17 protein-coding genes, 1 other RNA gene and 1 pseudogene are annotated in these 15904 nt (G+C 66.7%); 8 read left to right on the top strand and 11 right to left on the bottom strand.

Going from position 1 to position 15904, the window contains the following annotated elements:
• A pseudogene (locus tag MELE44368_RS07115) lies at positions 1–219 on the bottom strand (HNH endonuclease signature motif containing protein); the annotation flags it as partial.
• Between the two features lie 496 nt (positions 220–715).
• Between MELE44368_RS07115 and MELE44368_RS07120 the strand changes: the two are divergent.
• The 4 genes from MELE44368_RS07120 to MELE44368_RS07135 are packed head-to-tail and all read left to right on the top strand — an operon-like array spanning position 716 to position 2862.
• Positions 716–1324 (top strand): TetR/AcrR family transcriptional regulator, encoded by a 609-nt coding sequence (locus tag MELE44368_RS07120; RefSeq protein WP_128107865.1) that lies wholly within the window; start codon positions 716–718, stop codon positions 1322–1324.
• Between the two features lie 20 nt (positions 1325–1344).
• On the top strand, positions 1345–2142 hold the full coding sequence (locus MELE44368_RS07125) for a hypothetical protein (RefSeq protein ID WP_128107945.1): 798 nt from the start codon (positions 1345–1347) through the stop codon (positions 2140–2142).
• Positions 2143–2155: 13 nt separating this feature from the next.
• Positions 2156–2392 carry a hypothetical protein gene (locus MELE44368_RS07130; RefSeq protein WP_128107866.1) on the top strand — a complete coding sequence of 79 codons (237 nt, stop codon included), beginning with the start codon at positions 2156–2158 and terminating at the stop codon, positions 2390–2392.
• Between the two features lie 2 nt (positions 2393–2394).
• Positions 2395–2862, top strand: a complete 468-nt coding sequence (locus MELE44368_RS07135) for a hypothetical protein (RefSeq protein ID WP_241566510.1) — start codon at positions 2395–2397, stop codon at positions 2860–2862.
• A gap of 208 nt (positions 2863–3070) precedes the next feature.
• On the opposite strand, the gene ssrA is transcribed toward MELE44368_RS07135, so the two are convergent.
• The 9 genes from ssrA to prfB form a co-directional block, all read right to left on the bottom strand.
• Positions 3071–3438, bottom strand: a transfer-messenger RNA (tmRNA) gene (gene ssrA, locus MELE44368_RS07140).
• A 109-nt stretch (positions 3439–3547) separates the two neighbouring features.
• Positions 3548–4651, bottom strand: coding sequence for a DmpA family aminopeptidase (locus MELE44368_RS07145; protein WP_128107868.1), 1104 nt, complete (start codon positions 4649–4651; stop codon positions 3548–3550).
• Positions 4652–4717: 66 nt separating this feature from the next.
• The gene (locus tag MELE44368_RS07150) at positions 4718–5560 is read right to left on the bottom strand and encodes a maleylpyruvate isomerase family mycothiol-dependent enzyme (RefSeq protein WP_128107869.1); all 843 of its coding nucleotides are present in this window, start codon (positions 5558–5560) and stop codon (positions 4718–4720) included.
• Between the two features lie 102 nt (positions 5561–5662).
• Complete coding sequence (gene smpB / locus MELE44368_RS07155; protein WP_128107870.1) at positions 5663–6157, bottom strand: SsrA-binding protein SmpB; 495 nt, start codon at positions 6155–6157, stop codon at positions 5663–5665.
• Between the two features lies 1 nt (position 6158).
• Positions 6159–7055: a permease-like cell division protein FtsX gene (gene ftsX, locus MELE44368_RS07160; protein ID WP_128107871.1), complete on the bottom strand. Its 897-nt coding sequence runs from the start codon at positions 7053–7055 to the stop codon at positions 6159–6161.
• On the bottom strand, positions 7055–7744 hold the full coding sequence (gene ftsE, locus MELE44368_RS07165; protein WP_128107872.1) for a cell division ATP-binding protein FtsE: 690 nt from the start codon (positions 7742–7744) through the stop codon (positions 7055–7057). The genes ftsX and ftsE overlap by 1 nt, the downstream gene beginning before the upstream one ends.
• 20 nt (positions 7745–7764) lie before the next feature.
• Positions 7765–8241, bottom strand: coding sequence for an Rv3103c family proline-rich protein (locus tag MELE44368_RS07170; protein WP_128107873.1), 477 nt, complete (start codon positions 8239–8241; stop codon positions 7765–7767).
• On the bottom strand, positions 8234–9184 hold the full coding sequence (locus MELE44368_RS07175; RefSeq protein WP_128107874.1) for a mechanosensitive ion channel family protein: 951 nt from the start codon (positions 9182–9184) through the stop codon (positions 8234–8236). Before MELE44368_RS07175 ends, MELE44368_RS07170 begins: the two co-directional genes overlap by 8 nt.
• Positions 9174–10280 (bottom strand): peptide chain release factor 2, encoded by a 1107-nt coding sequence (prfB, locus tag MELE44368_RS07180; protein WP_128107875.1) that lies wholly within the window; start codon positions 10278–10280, stop codon positions 9174–9176. The genes MELE44368_RS07175 and prfB overlap by 11 nt, the downstream gene beginning before the upstream one ends.
• Before the next feature lie 151 nt (positions 10281–10431).
• Between prfB and MELE44368_RS07185 the strand changes: the two genes are divergently transcribed.
• Positions 10432–11808 carry an FAD-dependent oxidoreductase gene (locus tag MELE44368_RS07185; protein WP_128107876.1) on the top strand — a complete coding sequence of 459 codons (1377 nt, stop codon included), beginning with the start codon at positions 10432–10434 and terminating at the stop codon, positions 11806–11808.
• Positions 11809–11836: 28 nt separating this feature from the next.
• On the opposite strand, the gene MELE44368_RS07190 is transcribed toward MELE44368_RS07185, so the two are convergent.
• Entirely contained in the window at positions 11837–12196 is a 360-nt protein-coding gene (locus MELE44368_RS07190) for a hypothetical protein (protein ID WP_128107877.1), read from the bottom strand.
• Positions 12197–12219: 23 nt separating this feature from the next.
• Here MELE44368_RS07190 and hisN point away from each other — a divergent pair, with 23 nt between their 5' ends.
• From hisN to MELE44368_RS07205, 3 genes are all read left to right on the top strand, one after another.
• Positions 12220–13011 carry a histidinol-phosphatase gene (gene hisN / locus MELE44368_RS07195; protein ID WP_128107878.1) on the top strand — a complete coding sequence of 264 codons (792 nt, stop codon included), beginning with the start codon at positions 12220–12222 and terminating at the stop codon, positions 13009–13011.
• Positions 13012–13146: 135 nt separating this feature from the next.
• On the top strand, positions 13147–14538 hold the full coding sequence (locus tag MELE44368_RS07200) for an acyl-CoA dehydrogenase family protein (RefSeq protein WP_128107879.1): 1392 nt from the start codon (positions 13147–13149) through the stop codon (positions 14536–14538).
• 42 nt (positions 14539–14580) lie between these two features.
• Positions 14581–15795 (top strand): acyl-CoA dehydrogenase family protein, encoded by a 1215-nt coding sequence (locus MELE44368_RS07205; protein WP_128107880.1) that lies wholly within the window; start codon positions 14581–14583, stop codon positions 15793–15795.
• Positions 15796–15904 lie beyond the last annotated feature (109 nt).

Genomic DNA, 15904 nt, shown 5'->3' on the forward strand with positions numbered 1-15904 from the left:
GCCCATTTCCTGCGGTGTGGTCTCGGTCTGCAGCCGCGCCAGCACGCGCTGACTCATCGTGGGCAGCCGACACGACAGCGTTTCGAGCTCATCGAGGGCGGCCAGCAGATCGGGGCGGGTCAACAAGCTCAGATCGCAGGCGGCCACCTGTTCATAGGCCGCACGCAGTTCGGCGATCGCCGCCTGCAACCCGCTCCCCGACATACCTCGAACATACATTCGAGAACCGACATATCCACTGACTCAAACTTCCGACAGGGTCGCGTTATCCCCAGTCTGGCCGATGTTGAGGACGTTGAGTGAGGCATGGTCCGATCGCGACGAACGGAGATTCCTGCCGAGGAGAAGACGCGGCTGGTGCCGGCGGTCTTGGCCGGTCAGACGACCGGCGCCGAGGCCGAACAGCGAGCTAACAGAGGATAGGTGGACTCGGCGTTTTCATCCTCTGAAGGGATTCTCGCCGTACTGGTCGCGGCTATCGTCACGTCATAACACGGTTCGTTCGGCGCGGGTGTGAGACGGGTTCAAAGGTCGCGGTGAGCGTTGGGGTGCTGCCGAGGGAAGGGGATACCTCGCCGGTCGGCGCACCGCGCCCGGTCCATCGACACTCGAAGTCGAAACCGTCCAGCTCCACGTCCAGTTGTCCAACAACACCGTGTCGTCCTCGCTGACACTCGTCATTGACGACCGTCAGTGACAGGATTACAGTGACGCCATGGCACCCACGGTGTCCACCGCAGTCAGCACGCGTGAAGCGCAACGACTCGAGACACGAGCGCGGTTGTTCGACGCCGCGGTCGCCGAGATCGGCCGGGTGGGCCTAGGCAACGCCGATGTCAGCGCGATCGCGCGCGCAGTTGGCGTTGCTCGGGGAACGTTCTACTTCCACTTCCCGACGAAGGAGCACGTCCTCGCCGAACTGCAGCATGACGAAGAAGCCCGAATCGTTGCCAAACTCGAAAAGCGTTCGTCCCCATCTGATTTAGAATCAGCCCTTTCCGAGGTCATCACCGAAGTGCTGGCCGCCGAGCGGCGGCTCGGCGAAAACATCTTCCGCGAGATGCTGGGGCTCGTGTTCTCGACTTCACGACCCGCGGAAGCACAGCTCGGTGAGCATCCACTCGCCGAGTACGTACTCGGGGTAATGACTCGCGCGCAACACGAGGGCGTGCTGTCGGCTTCCGTGCAACCACACGAGCTGACGATCATCTTCCTCAACGGAATGTTTGCCCTGTTGACGACACTCGCGACAACGGGGGGCGCACGGAGAAGGCTGCTGGACCGATACGTGAAGACGATGGTGACCGGAATGGAGGCGTTGTGAGTACTGGGATCGACGGCTATATGGAGTTTCTCGTCGAGCGAGACGGCGAAGCGGACGCGCTCAACCGGCGCCTCTCCAATCGTGAGGAGTACTTTGCCGACATCGAAAGCAATCCGGTTCGATCGACCCGTCGAATCGATCAGGATGTGTTCAACGCCAACCTCAAACGGCGTCGGCCCGAACCGGGCCTGAGCCCCGAGATGCTCTTCCTGCTGGCCACCGCGAAGCTCAATCAGGCCGAACGTTTCGGGGTCAACCTCGGAGAGGCCTATGGAATCAACAGCGGGAAAGACCGGCCGCGCGAGCGGGTCTACATCGAACTCGAGGAGCACTACCACACCAAGCTGCTCGCCTACGTGCTCGACATCTTCGGATTGCAATTTCAGGTCTCGCCGCCTCCGTTTGTGATGCGACAGTTCGTCAAGCTCAGCGTGTTCACACCCGAACGCCTCGGTGTAGCGGCCGTCGGTGCCGGCGAGATGGCTGGATGCGTGATGTTCGATCAGTTGCGGCGGGTCGGAATCCAGCTGTTCGCCGACGAGCCCGCCGTAGCGGCGCGGATTGATTCTCTGTACCGCGAGATTTTGACCGACGAGATCGGGCATGTCGGCTACTGCGCGGCGACCTGCACGTCGGCCGAACGCGCAATAATGCGTCGGCTCTATCCGTATCTGGGGCGGCTCTTCGCCCGACAGACCCCAGAGATCAGTCAGCTCGTCGATCGCGAGCAACTGCACGCGCTGCTGGACCGGCCGTTCGACGTCGAGGCGCTTTCGGCCGGCCTGCCGCACAGAACGTTCCTCGCCGCACACCCGTAGCATCGCCCTCGATATGTCGCAACAGAAACAGGGCAGAGTGAAATATGCGGCGGCGATCATCCTGGCCGGAGTCGCCGCCGGTGAGGGCATCATCGCCTTCCCGGACAAACCCCGCGAGCTGTGGCGGACATATTCAGCGGCACCGGAGAGGGTAAAGGGATATCTGAAAGACCTTGCCGCACAACGACGCAAGGCCTTCGCCGCTGGCGATGTCGAAGCTGCGTTGCGTGCCACCGCTCCCCGGGAGTGAGGGTGGCGACGACCGCCGCGTATATCCGGACCCAGGCTGCGGTGGCCGGGCTGATCAATTTCGTGGTCAACCCGGCCATCGACTGGCTCTCGTTGCGACACAAGGGAGCTCAGCCGATCTGGGGCGCCGACGGTCTGGTGGTCAACTTCGTCATCACCTCGCTGATCTTGTCGACGCTGGTGGGGATATTCGCCCAGTGGGGCGTACGGCGGGAGAAGAAGGCTGGTCGCGTGCACTCGCGGAACGCGTCGTCGTCGCGCTGGCTGCACCGGTTGCCCCGGCGCGGCTGGGTCGCCGGGCCGGTGCTCGGTGCCGCCGCCGCGGTGGTGGTGATCGCGCTGTTCTGGGCACTGCACGGGCTCGGGATGACGAAATGGTCACTGGCCGCTCTGATGGCGGTCAAGGCGGTGTACTGCGGGCTGCTCGGTTTCCTGGTCGCGCGCTGGGTGATATCGCGTCATCTGGCGTGACCTCGCTCACCCGCTGCTGGCCGGCAGCCATTGGCCGGGTGCCTACTACCTCACGGCTGTGCCGCAGTCGCCCACGTCTGGGAGGGACGGCATCACCGACGCCGGTGACGCGCGATCCGTACGGGCACCTGTTCCCGACGACCTGTGTCCAGAATGTGCCCAAACGAGAAGCAGGCCAGAGCGAAAATACACTCTGGCCTGCTTTCCCCTGTGGAGCTGCCGGGAATCGAACCCGGGTCCTACGGTGTTCCCTCAAGGCTTCTCCGTGCGCAGTCCGCTATGCCTCTGCTCGGATCTCCTGATCACGCGGACAAGTCAGGATGACGATCCCAGTCGCTGTTGGTGTCCCGATGAGTCCCGCGACCGGACTCACCGGTGGATCCCTCTAGCTGATGCCAGACACCGGGTCGAGGGCGCTCCCGGGCTGACAGACTAGCCGTCGCTTAGGCAGCGAGGGCGTAGTCGCGCTGATGAGAATCGGCGCTTATTTGGTTGCAACGACGCTTACGGTGGTCTCTTGCCTGCACCGGCACGCTTCCCTTGATTCGACACTCGAAGTCGAAACCGTTCAGCCCCATGTCTAGTTGTCGAACAACACCCTGCCGTCCTGGCAGGACTATCCATGATACGTCTTCCTCAACGCCGCGCCACACCGATTTCTTCCCGCCCGGGGGCGTAGCGCGTGTTATCCGGCCGCCAGGTCGCGGTGGCGTTTGACCAGGTCGGCGGCCTGCTCGCGCGGCAGCGCGGTCACCACAAGGCCGTCGGGGCCCTCCATCGTCTCGCCGGCGAACATCGCGTTGATGATCGCTTCCTCGGTGGCCTCGACCGTGGCGTAGAACAACCCGTCGATCAGGCGGTTCGCCAGCATCTTAATCTCCGCCACATCGGGTCCGGGTGCGGCGGCGAAATCACCGACGACGTCGTTGCCGGTCGCGAAGCAGAACGCGATGTCGCCGCTGCCGTTCTCGCCGGCGCCGCCGGTACGCGCGATGCCGAGCGCCGCCCGCTGCGCCAGGCGCGCGCACTGCGTCGGGATCAGCGGCGCGTCGGTGGCCACCAGCACGATGATCGACCCGGTGCCCTCCGGCGGCTGCCCGGGCATGAGCGTCGGCGTCGGCGGCGGGGGCAGCAGCCGGCCCACCGGCACCCCGTCGATCATCAGCCGCTCCCGGGCGCCGTGGTTGGCCTGCACCAGCACGCCGACGGTGTGGTCGCCGGCGACCCGCGACGACGTCCCTATGCCGCCCTTGTATCCGTGGGCGATCATCCCGGTGCCGCCGCCGACGGCCCCTTCCTGCACCGGGCCGCCGGACGCGTCGGCGATCGCCGCCTCGACATGCTGCGGGCGTACATGGAACCCGTTCAGGTCGTTGAGAATTCCGTCGCAGGTCTCCCCGACCACCGGCAGCGAGAAGAAGAACTCGTCGCCGCGGACGCTTTTCTCGTGGGCGATCAGCGCGTCTCGGACCACCCCGACGCTGTGCGTGTTCGTCAGGCCGATGTAGCTGGTGAGCTGACCGGACTCGGCGACCCAGTGCTGGCCGGTCAGCTCGCCGTTGCCGTTGAGTCGGTGCGGCGCGGCGAAAAGCGGCCGGTTCCAGGGCTCGTCGCGCGGGATGACGACGGTGACGCCCGTGCGCACCGGCCCGTTACCGGGGTCGCGGGGACCCGAACCCGACACCAACGTGGTGTGCCCGACGCGCACTCCGGCGACGTCGGTGATGGCGTTCAGCGGTCCGGTGGGCAGATCTCCGATGACGATGCCGTGGTCGCGGGCGCGGCTCACGTAGTCAACCTCCCTGTCGCGGTTTGTGTTTCGCCAAATTTATCCGGTTCTTGCGCGGCGACGGCGTCAGATCACATAGTTGAGGTGCTCGACGATCCGACGGCCGACGGCCTCGTCGCCGCCGTAGGCGATGGCGTCGTGATCCAGCGGGGTGCGTCCACCGGCGAGCCGGGTGAACAGCAGCCCGTCGAGCCGGATCGTCGACGTGGGCGGTTCGCCGCCGAAGTCGTCGACCACCTGTGCCCTGCCCGCGACCGCGACGTTGATCGTGCGGCCCAGCGGTCCGGTCAGCTCGATCGACACCCGCGCGCCGTCGGGCGCCCCGCCGAGCTTGCCGACCACGAAGCCCATGCTGGCGGCCATCTCGTCCAGCGAGAGCTCGGCTGCGGGTCGCGCCAGCTCGGCGTCGGCGACCGGTTGGCCGATCGCGTCGCGGATATCGTGCTCGTGCATCCAGCAGTCGAACACCCGCACCCGCATGAACCGCCCGTAGCTGTCCGGACCGGCCGGTGTCATGGTGACGGCGTTCCAGTCGTCTTCGGAGAGCGCCGTCAGCGCCTCGCGTCGGTCGGCCGTGACCGCGCGGAACCGCTCGAGCAGCTCGGCCGGGCTGATCTGCCGCAGCCCACGCACCCATCGTTCGTTCATCGCGCCGATGTCGTTGCGCACGTGCTCGAGCGTGGACACGTCGACGTCGGCGTCGGGGGTCTCCACGCCCTGCAGCATGGACTCCACCCCGATGAGGTGGGCGACGACGTCGCGCACGCTCCATCCGGGCAGCGGCGTCGGCGCCTCCCACTGCGCGTCGTCCAGGCCGGCCGCGAGCGCGGCGATGTCGTCCCAGACCGCGAACAGCCCGGTCAGCACCGCGGATTTGTCGAGGATGGTTGGTTGCCGAGGAGTACTCACGCCGCCGAACGTATCGCTGCGCACCGGCGAGCGTGCGCAAAATCGGGTCGCAGACCGGCGTGTCGCTCGGGGACACGCACTCTCGCCGGGAAGGAGAGCCAGCTAGGTCATGCCTTTGGCGCGGCGGCCCAGCTCGCGGGTGATCTCGCGCTGGGCGTCGCGGCGGGCCAGGTCCTGGCGCTTGTCGCGGGCTTCCTTGCCGCGCGCCAACGCCATCTCGACCTTGACCTTGCCGTCGGAGAAGTACAGCGACAGCGGCACCAATGTCAGGTTGCCGTCCCGGATCCGGCCAATCAGCCGATCAATCTCTTTGCGGTGCAACAACAGTTTGCGGTTGCGCCGCGGCGAGTGGTTGGTCCAGCTGCCGTGGTGATACTCGGGGATGTGTAAGTTACGCAACCACACTTCGCCGTCGTCGACGGTGGCGAACGCGTCGGCGAGCGACGCCTGCCCCTCGCGCAGGCTCTTGACCTCGGTGCCGACCAGCTGGATCCCGGCCTCGAAGGTTTCCAGTATCGAATAGTTGTGTCGCGCTTTGCGGTTCGTCGCGACAACCTTGTTGTTACTGGACCTCGACGGGTCGGCTTTCTTGGCCATCTCAGCGTCGAATGTAGAGCCGCAGCGTGATGTAGGCGGTGATGCCCGACATCGCCAGGCCCAGGAACATCATGAACGGCGCGCTGAAGTACAGCACGTCGGCGTAGTCGACCTTCGCGATCAGGTTGGCTTGGTAGAACTGGTTGAGCGCGTTCTCCAGGAACAGCGCCCGCACCAGAATCAGCCCGATGATCGCGATGATCACGCCGATGAACGCCGCGAGCATCGCCTCCACCAGGAACGGCAGCTGGGTGTACCACCGGCTGGCGCCGACCAGGCGCATGATGCCGATCTCGGTGCGACGGGTGTAGGCCGCGACCTGCACCATGTTGGCGATCAACAGCACCGCGCCGACCGCCTGCACCAACGCGATCGCGAACGCCGCGTTGGACAGCCCGTCGAGCACGGCGAAGAGCCGGTCGATCAGCTCCTTCTGGTTGAGCACGTTCAGCACGCCGGGTTGGCCGACCATGGCCTCGTCGAACTCCCGGTGCTCCTCGGGGTTGTCCAGCTTGACGATGAACGACGCGGGAAACGCGTCACGGCCGGCGACGTCCTTGTACTGCGGAAACTTCGCGATGGCGTCGTCGTAGGCCTGGTCGCGGTTGAGAAACCGCACCGACCGCACGTCGTCACGGTTCTCGATCTGCTCACGCAACGCCTGGCACGGGTCGGCGTCGCAGGTCGGGTCGTTGGCCGAGACGTCGTCGGTCAAGAAGACCTGGCTCTCCACCCGGTCGAGATAGATGGCGCGCGACTGGTCAGCCAGCCGCAGCACCAACAGGCCGCCACCGAACAGGCCGATCGAGATCGCGGTGGTCAGGATCATGGCCACCGTCATGGTGACGTTGCGACGAAATCCGGTGAGGACCTCGTTGATCAGGAAGCCGAAGCGCACTAGCGGTCCATTCCGTACACGCCGCGCTGCTCGTCACGAACCAGCCTGCCCAGTTCGAGCTCGACGACGCGCTGCCGCATCGAGTCGACGATGTGATGGTCGTGGGTGGCCATCAGCACGGTCGTGCCCGTGCGGTTGATGCGCTCAAGCAGATCCATGATGTCCTTACTGGTCTCAGGATCGAGGTTGCCGGTGGGCTCGTCGGCCAGCAGGACCAGCGGCCGGTTGACGAACGCCCTGGCGATGGCCACGCGTTGCTGCTCGCCGCCGGACAGTTCGGCCGGCAGCCGGTTGGCCTTGCCGGAAAGCCCGACCATCTCCAGCACGTCGGGCACCACCCGGTTGATCACCTCGGCGCGTTTGCCGATCACCTCGAGGGCGAAGGCGACGTTTTCGAAAACGGTCTTCTGCTGCAGCAGCCGGAAGTCCTGGAACACGCAGCCGATCACCTGGCGCAGGCCGGGGATGTGCCGACCGGGCAACTTGTTGACGTGGAACTTCGAGACGCGGATGTCACCGCTCGTCGGCGTGTCCTCGGCCAGCAACAGCCGCATGAACGTCGACTTTCCGGATCCCGACGGACCGATCAAGAAGACGAACTCGCCTTTGTCGATCTTGACCGAGATGTTGTCGAGCGCCGGCCGTGCCGACGACTTGTACTGCTTGGAAACACGATCGAGGGTGATCACGGCACGCCAGTGTAGCGGTGCTAGCCAGGCGGAGCCGTCGTCGTCACCGGACCCCAGCCGGGCGCGAACGGCTCCGGGTTCTGCGGACCGGCCGGTGGTGGCTCCACGGTCAGGGTCTGCGGTGCCAGCGGGCCGGGACCGTCCGGGTCCACCACCGTCGTCGTCGGCGCCTCTTCGGTGGTCGGTGTCGTCGTCGGCGTCGTGGGCGTGGTGGTGGTCGTCGTCGGTGGCGTGGTCGTCGGCGTGGTTGTGGTGGTCGTGGTCGGCGGCGTCGTGGTCGGCTGACGCACCCTGGTGCGCGGCACCCAGGTGTAGTCGGGGTCGGGCACAAATCCCGGCGGCACGAACTGCGTCGCCGGTGGGGCCGGCTCCGGCTCCGGCTCGTAGGTCTGCTGCAGCCACAACACGGCGACGAACGCCACGATCAGCACGAGCGTCGACGTGCGGATGCGGCCGCCGAACAAATGGCTCGGAAGGCGCGACTTGCGGTCAGCCATCGGATCGCTCCGACGAGCGCGCGGTGTGAGGCAAGCCCTCCACCACCGGCGTCGCTTCGGTGGGGGTGACCACCCCGGCTTTGCCCAATGCCCGCACCACCAGCACCCGGAGACGCCGGCCGGCCTCGAACTGCTTGCCGGGCAAGGTACGCGCGACCATGCGCAGGTTCACGTTGTCCAGCCCGATGCTCTCCACCCCCATCAGCGATGGTTGGTCGAGCAGGAGATCCTTGAGCATGCGGTCCTCGGTCGCCGCGCCGCCGACCTCCTGTAGCACCTCGTTGACCCGGTTGAGGTCCGCGGTCACCGGGACCGGGATGTCGACCACCGCGCGCGCCCAGTCCTTGGACATGTTCAACGAGCGCACGATGTTGCCGTTGGGAACGGTGAACACCTCGCCGTCGCTGGTGCGCAGCTTGGTCACCCGCAGCGTGACCTCTTCGACGGTGCCCTCTGCGGCATCGGGGGCGCCCACCATGTTCACCTGAACCAGATCGCCGAAGCCGTACTGCTTTTCGGTGATGATGAAGAACCCGGCCAGCAGGTCCTGCACCAGCTTCTGGGCGCCGAAGCCGAGCGCGGCGCCCAACACCGCCGCCGGGGCCACCAGCGAGCCGACCGGCACGTCGAGGATGTTGGTGATCTGCATGGCGACCACCACGAACAGCAGCACGATCGACACCCAGGAGATCACCGACGCGACCGCCTGGCGGTGCTTGGAGGCCTCCGTCCGCACCAGGTTCTCGCCGGTCTGGAAGTCCTCCTCGAGCCGGCGGGTGACCCGCATCGCCGCCCAGCTGATGAAGCGGGCCGCCAGCACCGCGCCGATCAGAAGCAGGGTGATCCGCAGCCCTTTGGTCAGGATCCAGTCGCCGAGGGTGCCGTGCCAGAAGTCATGCCACCCCTGGGCCGGCGAGAACGCGAGATGGCGGCTACTCGTCATCACGTCGGTTACGCCAGCGGATTCCCGCTTCGAGGAATCCGTCGATGTCGCCGTCCAGGACGGCAGCGGGGTTGCCGACCTCGTGCTCGGTGCGCAGGTCCTTCACCATCTGGTAGGGGTGCAGCACATAGGAGCGCATCTGGTTGCCCCACGAACTGCCGCCGTCGCCCTTCAGCGCATCGAGCTCCGCACGTTCTTCCAACCGCTTGCGTTCCAACAACTTTGCCTGCAGCACCCGCATGGCGGACAGCTTGTTCTGCAGCTGCGATTTCTCGTTCTGGCACGTCACCACGATTCCGGTCGGGATGTGGGTGAGGCGAACCGCGGAGTCCGTGGTGTTGACCGACTGGCCGCCCGGGCCGCTGGAGCGGTACACGTCGACGCGCACATCGCTTTCCGGAATGTCGATGTGGTCGGTGGTGTCCACCACCGGCAGCACCTCGACGTCGGCGAACGACGTCTGGCGGCGGCTCTGGTTGTCGAAGGGACTGATCCGCACCAGCCGGTGGGTGCCCTGCTCGACCGACAACGTGCCGTAGGCGAACGGTGCGTGCACCACGAACGTCGCACTCTTGATTCCCGCCTCTTCGGCGTAGGAGGTGTCGAGCACCTCGACCGGGTAGCCGTGCTTCTCCGCCCAGCGGATGTACATCCGCATCAGCATCTCGGCCCAGTCCGCGGCGTCCACCCCGCCGGCGCCGGAGCGGATCGTGACGACGGCCTCGCGCTCGTCGTACTCACCCGACAGCAGGGTGCGCACTTCCATCGCCTCGATGTCAGCGCGCAGCGACTTCAGCTCCTCGTCGGCCTCCGCGAGTTCGTCGGCGCCGCCCTCTTCCTCGGCCAGCTCGTAGAGCACCGGCAAGTCGTCGAGGCGGCGGCGCAGCTCCTCGACCCGACGCAACTCCCCCTGGGCGTGCGACAGCTCGCTGGTGACCTGCTGTGCGCGCGCCTGGTCATCCCACAGGTTGGGGTCGGAGGCTTCGTGTTCGAGCTTCTCGATGCGACCGCGGAGCCCTTCCACGTCGAGCACCCGCTCCACCGTGGTGAGGGTGGAGTCCAGGGCTGCGATATCGGCTTGACGGTCGGTATCCACAGGAAATCAGCGTACCGGCGTGTCGGTTCCACCTCACTGGCGGCAATGGACCGCCTCCGCGTTTAGCATCGGGTGGGAAACCAGCCCGGCGATGACGCGACAGCCCTTTGCACGTCGCCAGGGCAGCGACACGGCCTACAGAAGGTTGAGTATGCGTCCATATCATGTGGCGATCGTCGGCTCGGGCCCCTCGGGTTACTTTGCCGCGGCATCGCTGCTGAAGTACGCCGATGCCAGAGACGACGCCGACCAGGTCCCAGACGTGCGCATCGACATGCTCGAGATGCTGCCGACGCCCTGGGGGTTGGTGCGCTCCGGTGTGGCTCCCGACCACCCCAAAATCAAGTCGATCAGCGCCCAGTTCGAGAAGATTTCGTCCGACCCGCGGTTCCGCTTCTTCGGCAACATAACCGTCGGCGAGCACGTGCAGGCCGCCGAGCTGGCCGAACGCTATGACGCCGTCATCTACGCCGTCGGCGCCCAGTCCGACCGGCCGCTCGGGATCCCCGGCGAAGACCTGCCCGGCAGCGTCGCCGCCGTGGACCTCGTCGGTTGGTACAACGCGCACCCGCACTTCGGCGAGATGGCGCCGAACGTGTCAACCGGGCGTGCCGTGGTCGTCGGCAACGGCAACGTCGCGCTGGATGTGGCCCGCATCCTGGTCACCGACCCCGACACGCTCGCCAGGACCGACATCGCCGACCACGCGTTGGAGGCGCTGGGCGAGCGCGGCGTGGAGGAGGTCCTCATCATCGGAAGGCGCGGCCCGCTGCAGGCCCCGTTCACCACGCTCGAGCTGCGTGAGCTCGGCGATCTGAAGGGCCTGGCCGACGTCGACGTGATCCTGGATCCCGCGGATTTCGCCGACATCACCGACGAGGACCTGGAAGCGGCGAGCAAGACCGTACGCAACAACATCAAAGTGATGCGTGCGTATGCCGAGCGGCCACCGCGCGGCGCCAAACGGCGCATCGTGTTCCGGTTCCGCACCTCCCCGATCGAGATCAAGGGCGACGGCAAGGTGGAGTCGATCGTGCTGGGCCGCAACGAGTTGGTCACCGACAACGGCCGCGTCGTCGCCAAGGACACCGGCGAACGCGAGGAGGTGCCGGCCCAGCTGGTGGTGCGGGCCGTCGGCTACCGCGGGGTGCCCACCCCGGGGCTGCCGTTCGACGATCGCACCTGCACCATTCCGCACACGAAGGGACGCGTCGAGGGCAGCCGCAACGAGTACGTCGTCGGCTGGATCAAGCGCGGGCCCACCGGCGTCATCGGCAGCAACAAGAGCGACTCACAGGAGACCGTCGACACGCTGATCGCCGACCTGCGCGAGGCCGAGTTGGCCGAGCGCGACCCCGATCACGCCGAACAGCTGGCGCGGTGGCTGGTGGAGCGCCAGCCCAAGGTGGTCACCGGCGACCACTGGAAGCTGATCGACGAGCACGAACGCTCCGCGGGTGAACCGCACGGCCGGCCCCGGGTGAAGCTTTCCAGCGTCGCGGACCTGCTGCGCATCGGGCACGGCTGACAACGGTCGCGGCGCCTGAGCGCGATCCTCAGGCGTACGGCGGCGGCCCGCCCTGCGCGGGCGGGATCTCCTGCGGGGCGAACCGCCAGTTGTCGGGGTTCTTTGGCGAGTAGACGACGGGAAACAGCGCGCCCATGGTCGGCCAGTTGTCGACGTCGACCTCGAGGCGCTGATACACCACGTGTTCGTTGACCGTGGGCCCGTTGATCACACCGGTGATCGTCGCGTACTGCTGCCCGGAGACGTCGGTCGGACGCGGGCTGACCCCGGTCACCAGCAGCGTGCCCGACGGCCAGTCGGCGCCGGCGCCGCGGCGACGCATGATCATCGGCCCGGCGATGACGACGATGGCGCCGATGATGAGCAGCATCGCCAGGAATTCCCACACACCGACATGGTAGGACGACAGGCATGTGTTCTGAGGCCGATGACCTGACGCTGGCGATGACGTTGACCGACGAGGCCGATGTGTTGACGACTGAGCGCTTCGGTGCGGTGGACCTCGTCGTCGAAACCAAACCGGACCTCACCCCGGCCACCGACGCCGACCTCGACGTCGAGGCGCGGATCCGTCGCCGCCTGGAGGAGCACCGCCCCAACGACGCGGTGCTCGGCGAAGAGTTCGGCGGGACGACGGAGTTCAGCGGGCGCCAGTGGGTGGTCGACCCGATCGACGGCACGAAGAACTTCGTGCGCGGCGTGCCGGTGTGGGCGACGCTGATCGCCCTTCTGGAGGACGGTGTCCCGGTGCTCGGTGTGGTGAGCGCGCCTGCGCTGCAACGACGTTGGTGGGCGCTCGCCGGGCACGGCGCCTACGGCCGGGTGGGCGCGCAGCCGGAGCGGCGACTGTCCGTGTCGAAGGTCGACGACCTGGACGCGGCGAGCCTGTCGTTCTCGAGCCTGTCGGGCTGGGCGGCGCTCGGGCTGCGTGAGCGCTTCATCGAGCTGACCGACGACGTGTGGCGGGTCCGTGGCTTCGGTGATTTCCTGTCCTACTGCCTGCTGGCCGAAGGGGCCGTGGACATCGCCGCCGAACCCGAGGTGTCGCTGTGGGACCTGGCCGCGCTGGACATCTTGGTTCGCGAGGCAGGCGGCACGTTCACGAACCTGGCCGGGCAGCCGGGTCCGCACGGCGGCAGCGCGGTCGCCACCAACGGCCGGCTGCATGACGCGGTGTTGGCCAGGCTTTCTCAGCCCTCCTGACGTGTGCACACCGCATCCCGCGTGTGAATTGCGCTACAAAGCGGACCGATCTTACTCAAGAGTCAGTTCGGATACCTTACTCTGGAGTCAGTTCGGCAAGCGCGAACGACAATCCCCATAGCGAGGCAGCTGAAAATGACCAACACCCTGCCGTCGAAAAACGGAGCACGGCCGAAGCGCACCGGCAAGGAAAGCGCCGTCGGCCTCAGAAAGCACAAGCGCACGGCGACCGATCTGGGCCTGGCCCTGGTGACGCCGCTGGTCGGGCAGGAGTTTCTCGACCGCTACCACCTGCGTGACCCCCTCAACCGCGGCCTGAAGTACGGCGTCAAGCACGCGTTCTCGGCGGCCGGCGCGGCCAGCAGGCAGTTCAAGCGGGTCACCGGCAGCGGCAACGCGCCGACCCGGCTGAAGAAGAGCGGCTCGGACTACTTCGACCTCACCCCCGACGACGAGCAGAAGATGATCGTCGAGACCGTGAACGAGTTCGCCACCGAGGTGATGCGCCCGGTCGCCCGCGAGGCCGACGACGCCGCGTCATATCCCGAAGACCTCGTCGACAAGGCCAACGAACTCGGGATCACCGCGATCAACGTGCCCGAGAACTTCGAGGGCATCGCCGCGCACCGGGCGGCGGTCACCAACGTGCTGGTCGCCGAGGCGCTGTCCTACGGCGACATGGGGCTGGCGCTGCCGATCCTGGCCCCCGCCGGGGTCGCCTCGGCGCTCACCCATTGGGGCAGCGCCGATCAACAGGCGACCTACCTCAAGGAGTTCGCCGGCGAGAACGTGCCCCAAGCCTGTGTGGCGATCGCCGAACCTCATCCGCTTTTCGACCCGACAGCGCTGAAGACGACGGCCGTGCGCACCCCGAGCGGCTACCGCCTCGACGGCGTCAAGTCGCTGGTGCCCGCCGCCGCGAACGCCGAGATCTTCATCGTGGCAGCACAACTGAACGGCAAGCCGGCGTTGTTCATCGTCGAGTCGTCGTCTCAGGGCCTCAGCGTCACGGCCGATCCCAGCATGGGGATCCGCGCCGCGGCGCTCGGCCAGGTCACCCTCGACAAGGTGACCGTGCCGCTGTCGGCGCGCCTCGGCGAGGACGGTGCCACTGACGAGGACTACTCGGAGGCGATCGCGCTGTCGCGGCTGGGCTGGGCGGCACTGGCGGTCGGGACCGCCCATGCGGTGCTCGACTACGTGGTGCCATATGTCAAGGAGCGGCACGCATTCGGTGAGCCGATCGCCCACCGGCAGGCGGTGGCGTTCATGTGCGCCAACATGGCGATCGAGTTCGACGGGCTGCGGTTGATCACCTGGCGCGGGGCCTCCCGCGCCGATCAGGGGCTGCCCTTCGCCCGGGAAGCCGCGCTGGCCAAGCGCCTCGGCACCGACAAGGGCATGCAGATCGGACTCGACGGTGTGCAGCTTCTCGGTGGCCACGGCTACACCAAGGAACACCCCGTCGAACGCTGGTACCGCGATCTGCGCGCGATCGGCGTCGCCGAGGGCGTCGTAGTCATCTGAGTAGTCATCTGAGCCGTCATTCCTCATCACGAAAGTCTGATCATGGCAATCAATCTGGAACTGCCGAAGAAGCTCGAGGCGGTCATCGAGAAGGCGCACCAGGGCGCCGCCGAGATGCTGCGGCCGATCTCGCGCAAATGGGATCTGCGCGAGCACGAGTACCCCGTCGAGCTCGACACCCTGGCCACCCTCTTCGAGGGCATCTCGGAGGCCAAGACCATCGCGTTCGCCGGCGCCGAGGCCTTCCGCGAGGGCGACGAGCCCAAGGGCGCCAACCACAACGGCGCCAACATGTCCGCGGTGCTCAACGTGATGGAGATCAGTTGGGGCGACGTGGCATTGATGCTGTCGGTGCCTCGCCAGGGCCTCGGCAACGCCGCGATCAACAGCGTGGCCACGCCCGAGCAGCTCGAGCGGCTCGGTAAGGACGTCTGGGCGGCGATGGCCATCACCGAGCCGGGCTTCGGATCCGACTCGGCCGCGGTATCGACGACCGCGACGCTCGACGGTGACGAGTACGTGATCAACGGCGAGAAGATCTTCGTCACCGCCGGCTCCCGCGCCACACACATCGTGGTGTGGGCGACGCTGGACAAGTCGAAGGGCCGCGCGGCGATCAAGTCGTTCATCGTGCCGCGCGAGCATCCCGGTGTCACCGTCGAGCGTCTCGAGGACAAGCTGGGCATCAAGGCGTCCGACACCGCGGTGATCCGGTTCGACAACGTCCGGATCCCGAAGAAGAACCTGCTCGGTAGCCCGGAGATCAACGTGGACAAGGGTTTTGCCGGGGTGATGGAGACCTTCGACAACACCCGTCCTGTCGTCGCCGCGATGGCCGTTGGCATCGCCCGCGCGGCGCTGGAGGAGCTGCGCAAGATCCTCACCGAGGCGGGCATCGAGATCTCCTACGACAAGCCCGCGCACGCGCAGAGCGCACCGGCCGCGGAGTTTCTTCGGATGGAATCCGACTGGGAGGCCGCCTATCTGTTGATGGTGCGCTCGGCGTGGCAGGCCGACAACGACATACCCAACTCCAAGGAAGCGTCGATGGGCAAGGCCAAGGCCGGCCGGGTCGCCAGCGACATCACGCTGAAGGCCGTCGAATTGGCAGGCACCGTGGGCTATTCGGAACAGACCCTGCTGGAGAAGTGGGCCCGCGACAGCAAGATCCTCGACATCTTCGAGGGCACCCAGCAGATCCAGCTTCTGGTGGTGGCGCGCCGCCTGCTGGGCCTGTCGTCGGCCGAACTGAAGTAACACCTTCCAGCTCCCGGCGAGCAGACGCGTACACCCCCGAAACAGCGCGTTTTAGGGAGTGTACGCGTCTGCTCGCGGGAGGGCCGGACCAGCGCCCCGACGGCTTCTG

The organism is Mycolicibacterium elephantis DSM 44368, assembly GCF_004014805.1.
GTDB classification, from domain to species: Bacteria; Actinomycetota; Actinomycetes; order Mycobacteriales; family Mycobacteriaceae; genus Mycobacterium; species Mycobacterium elephantis.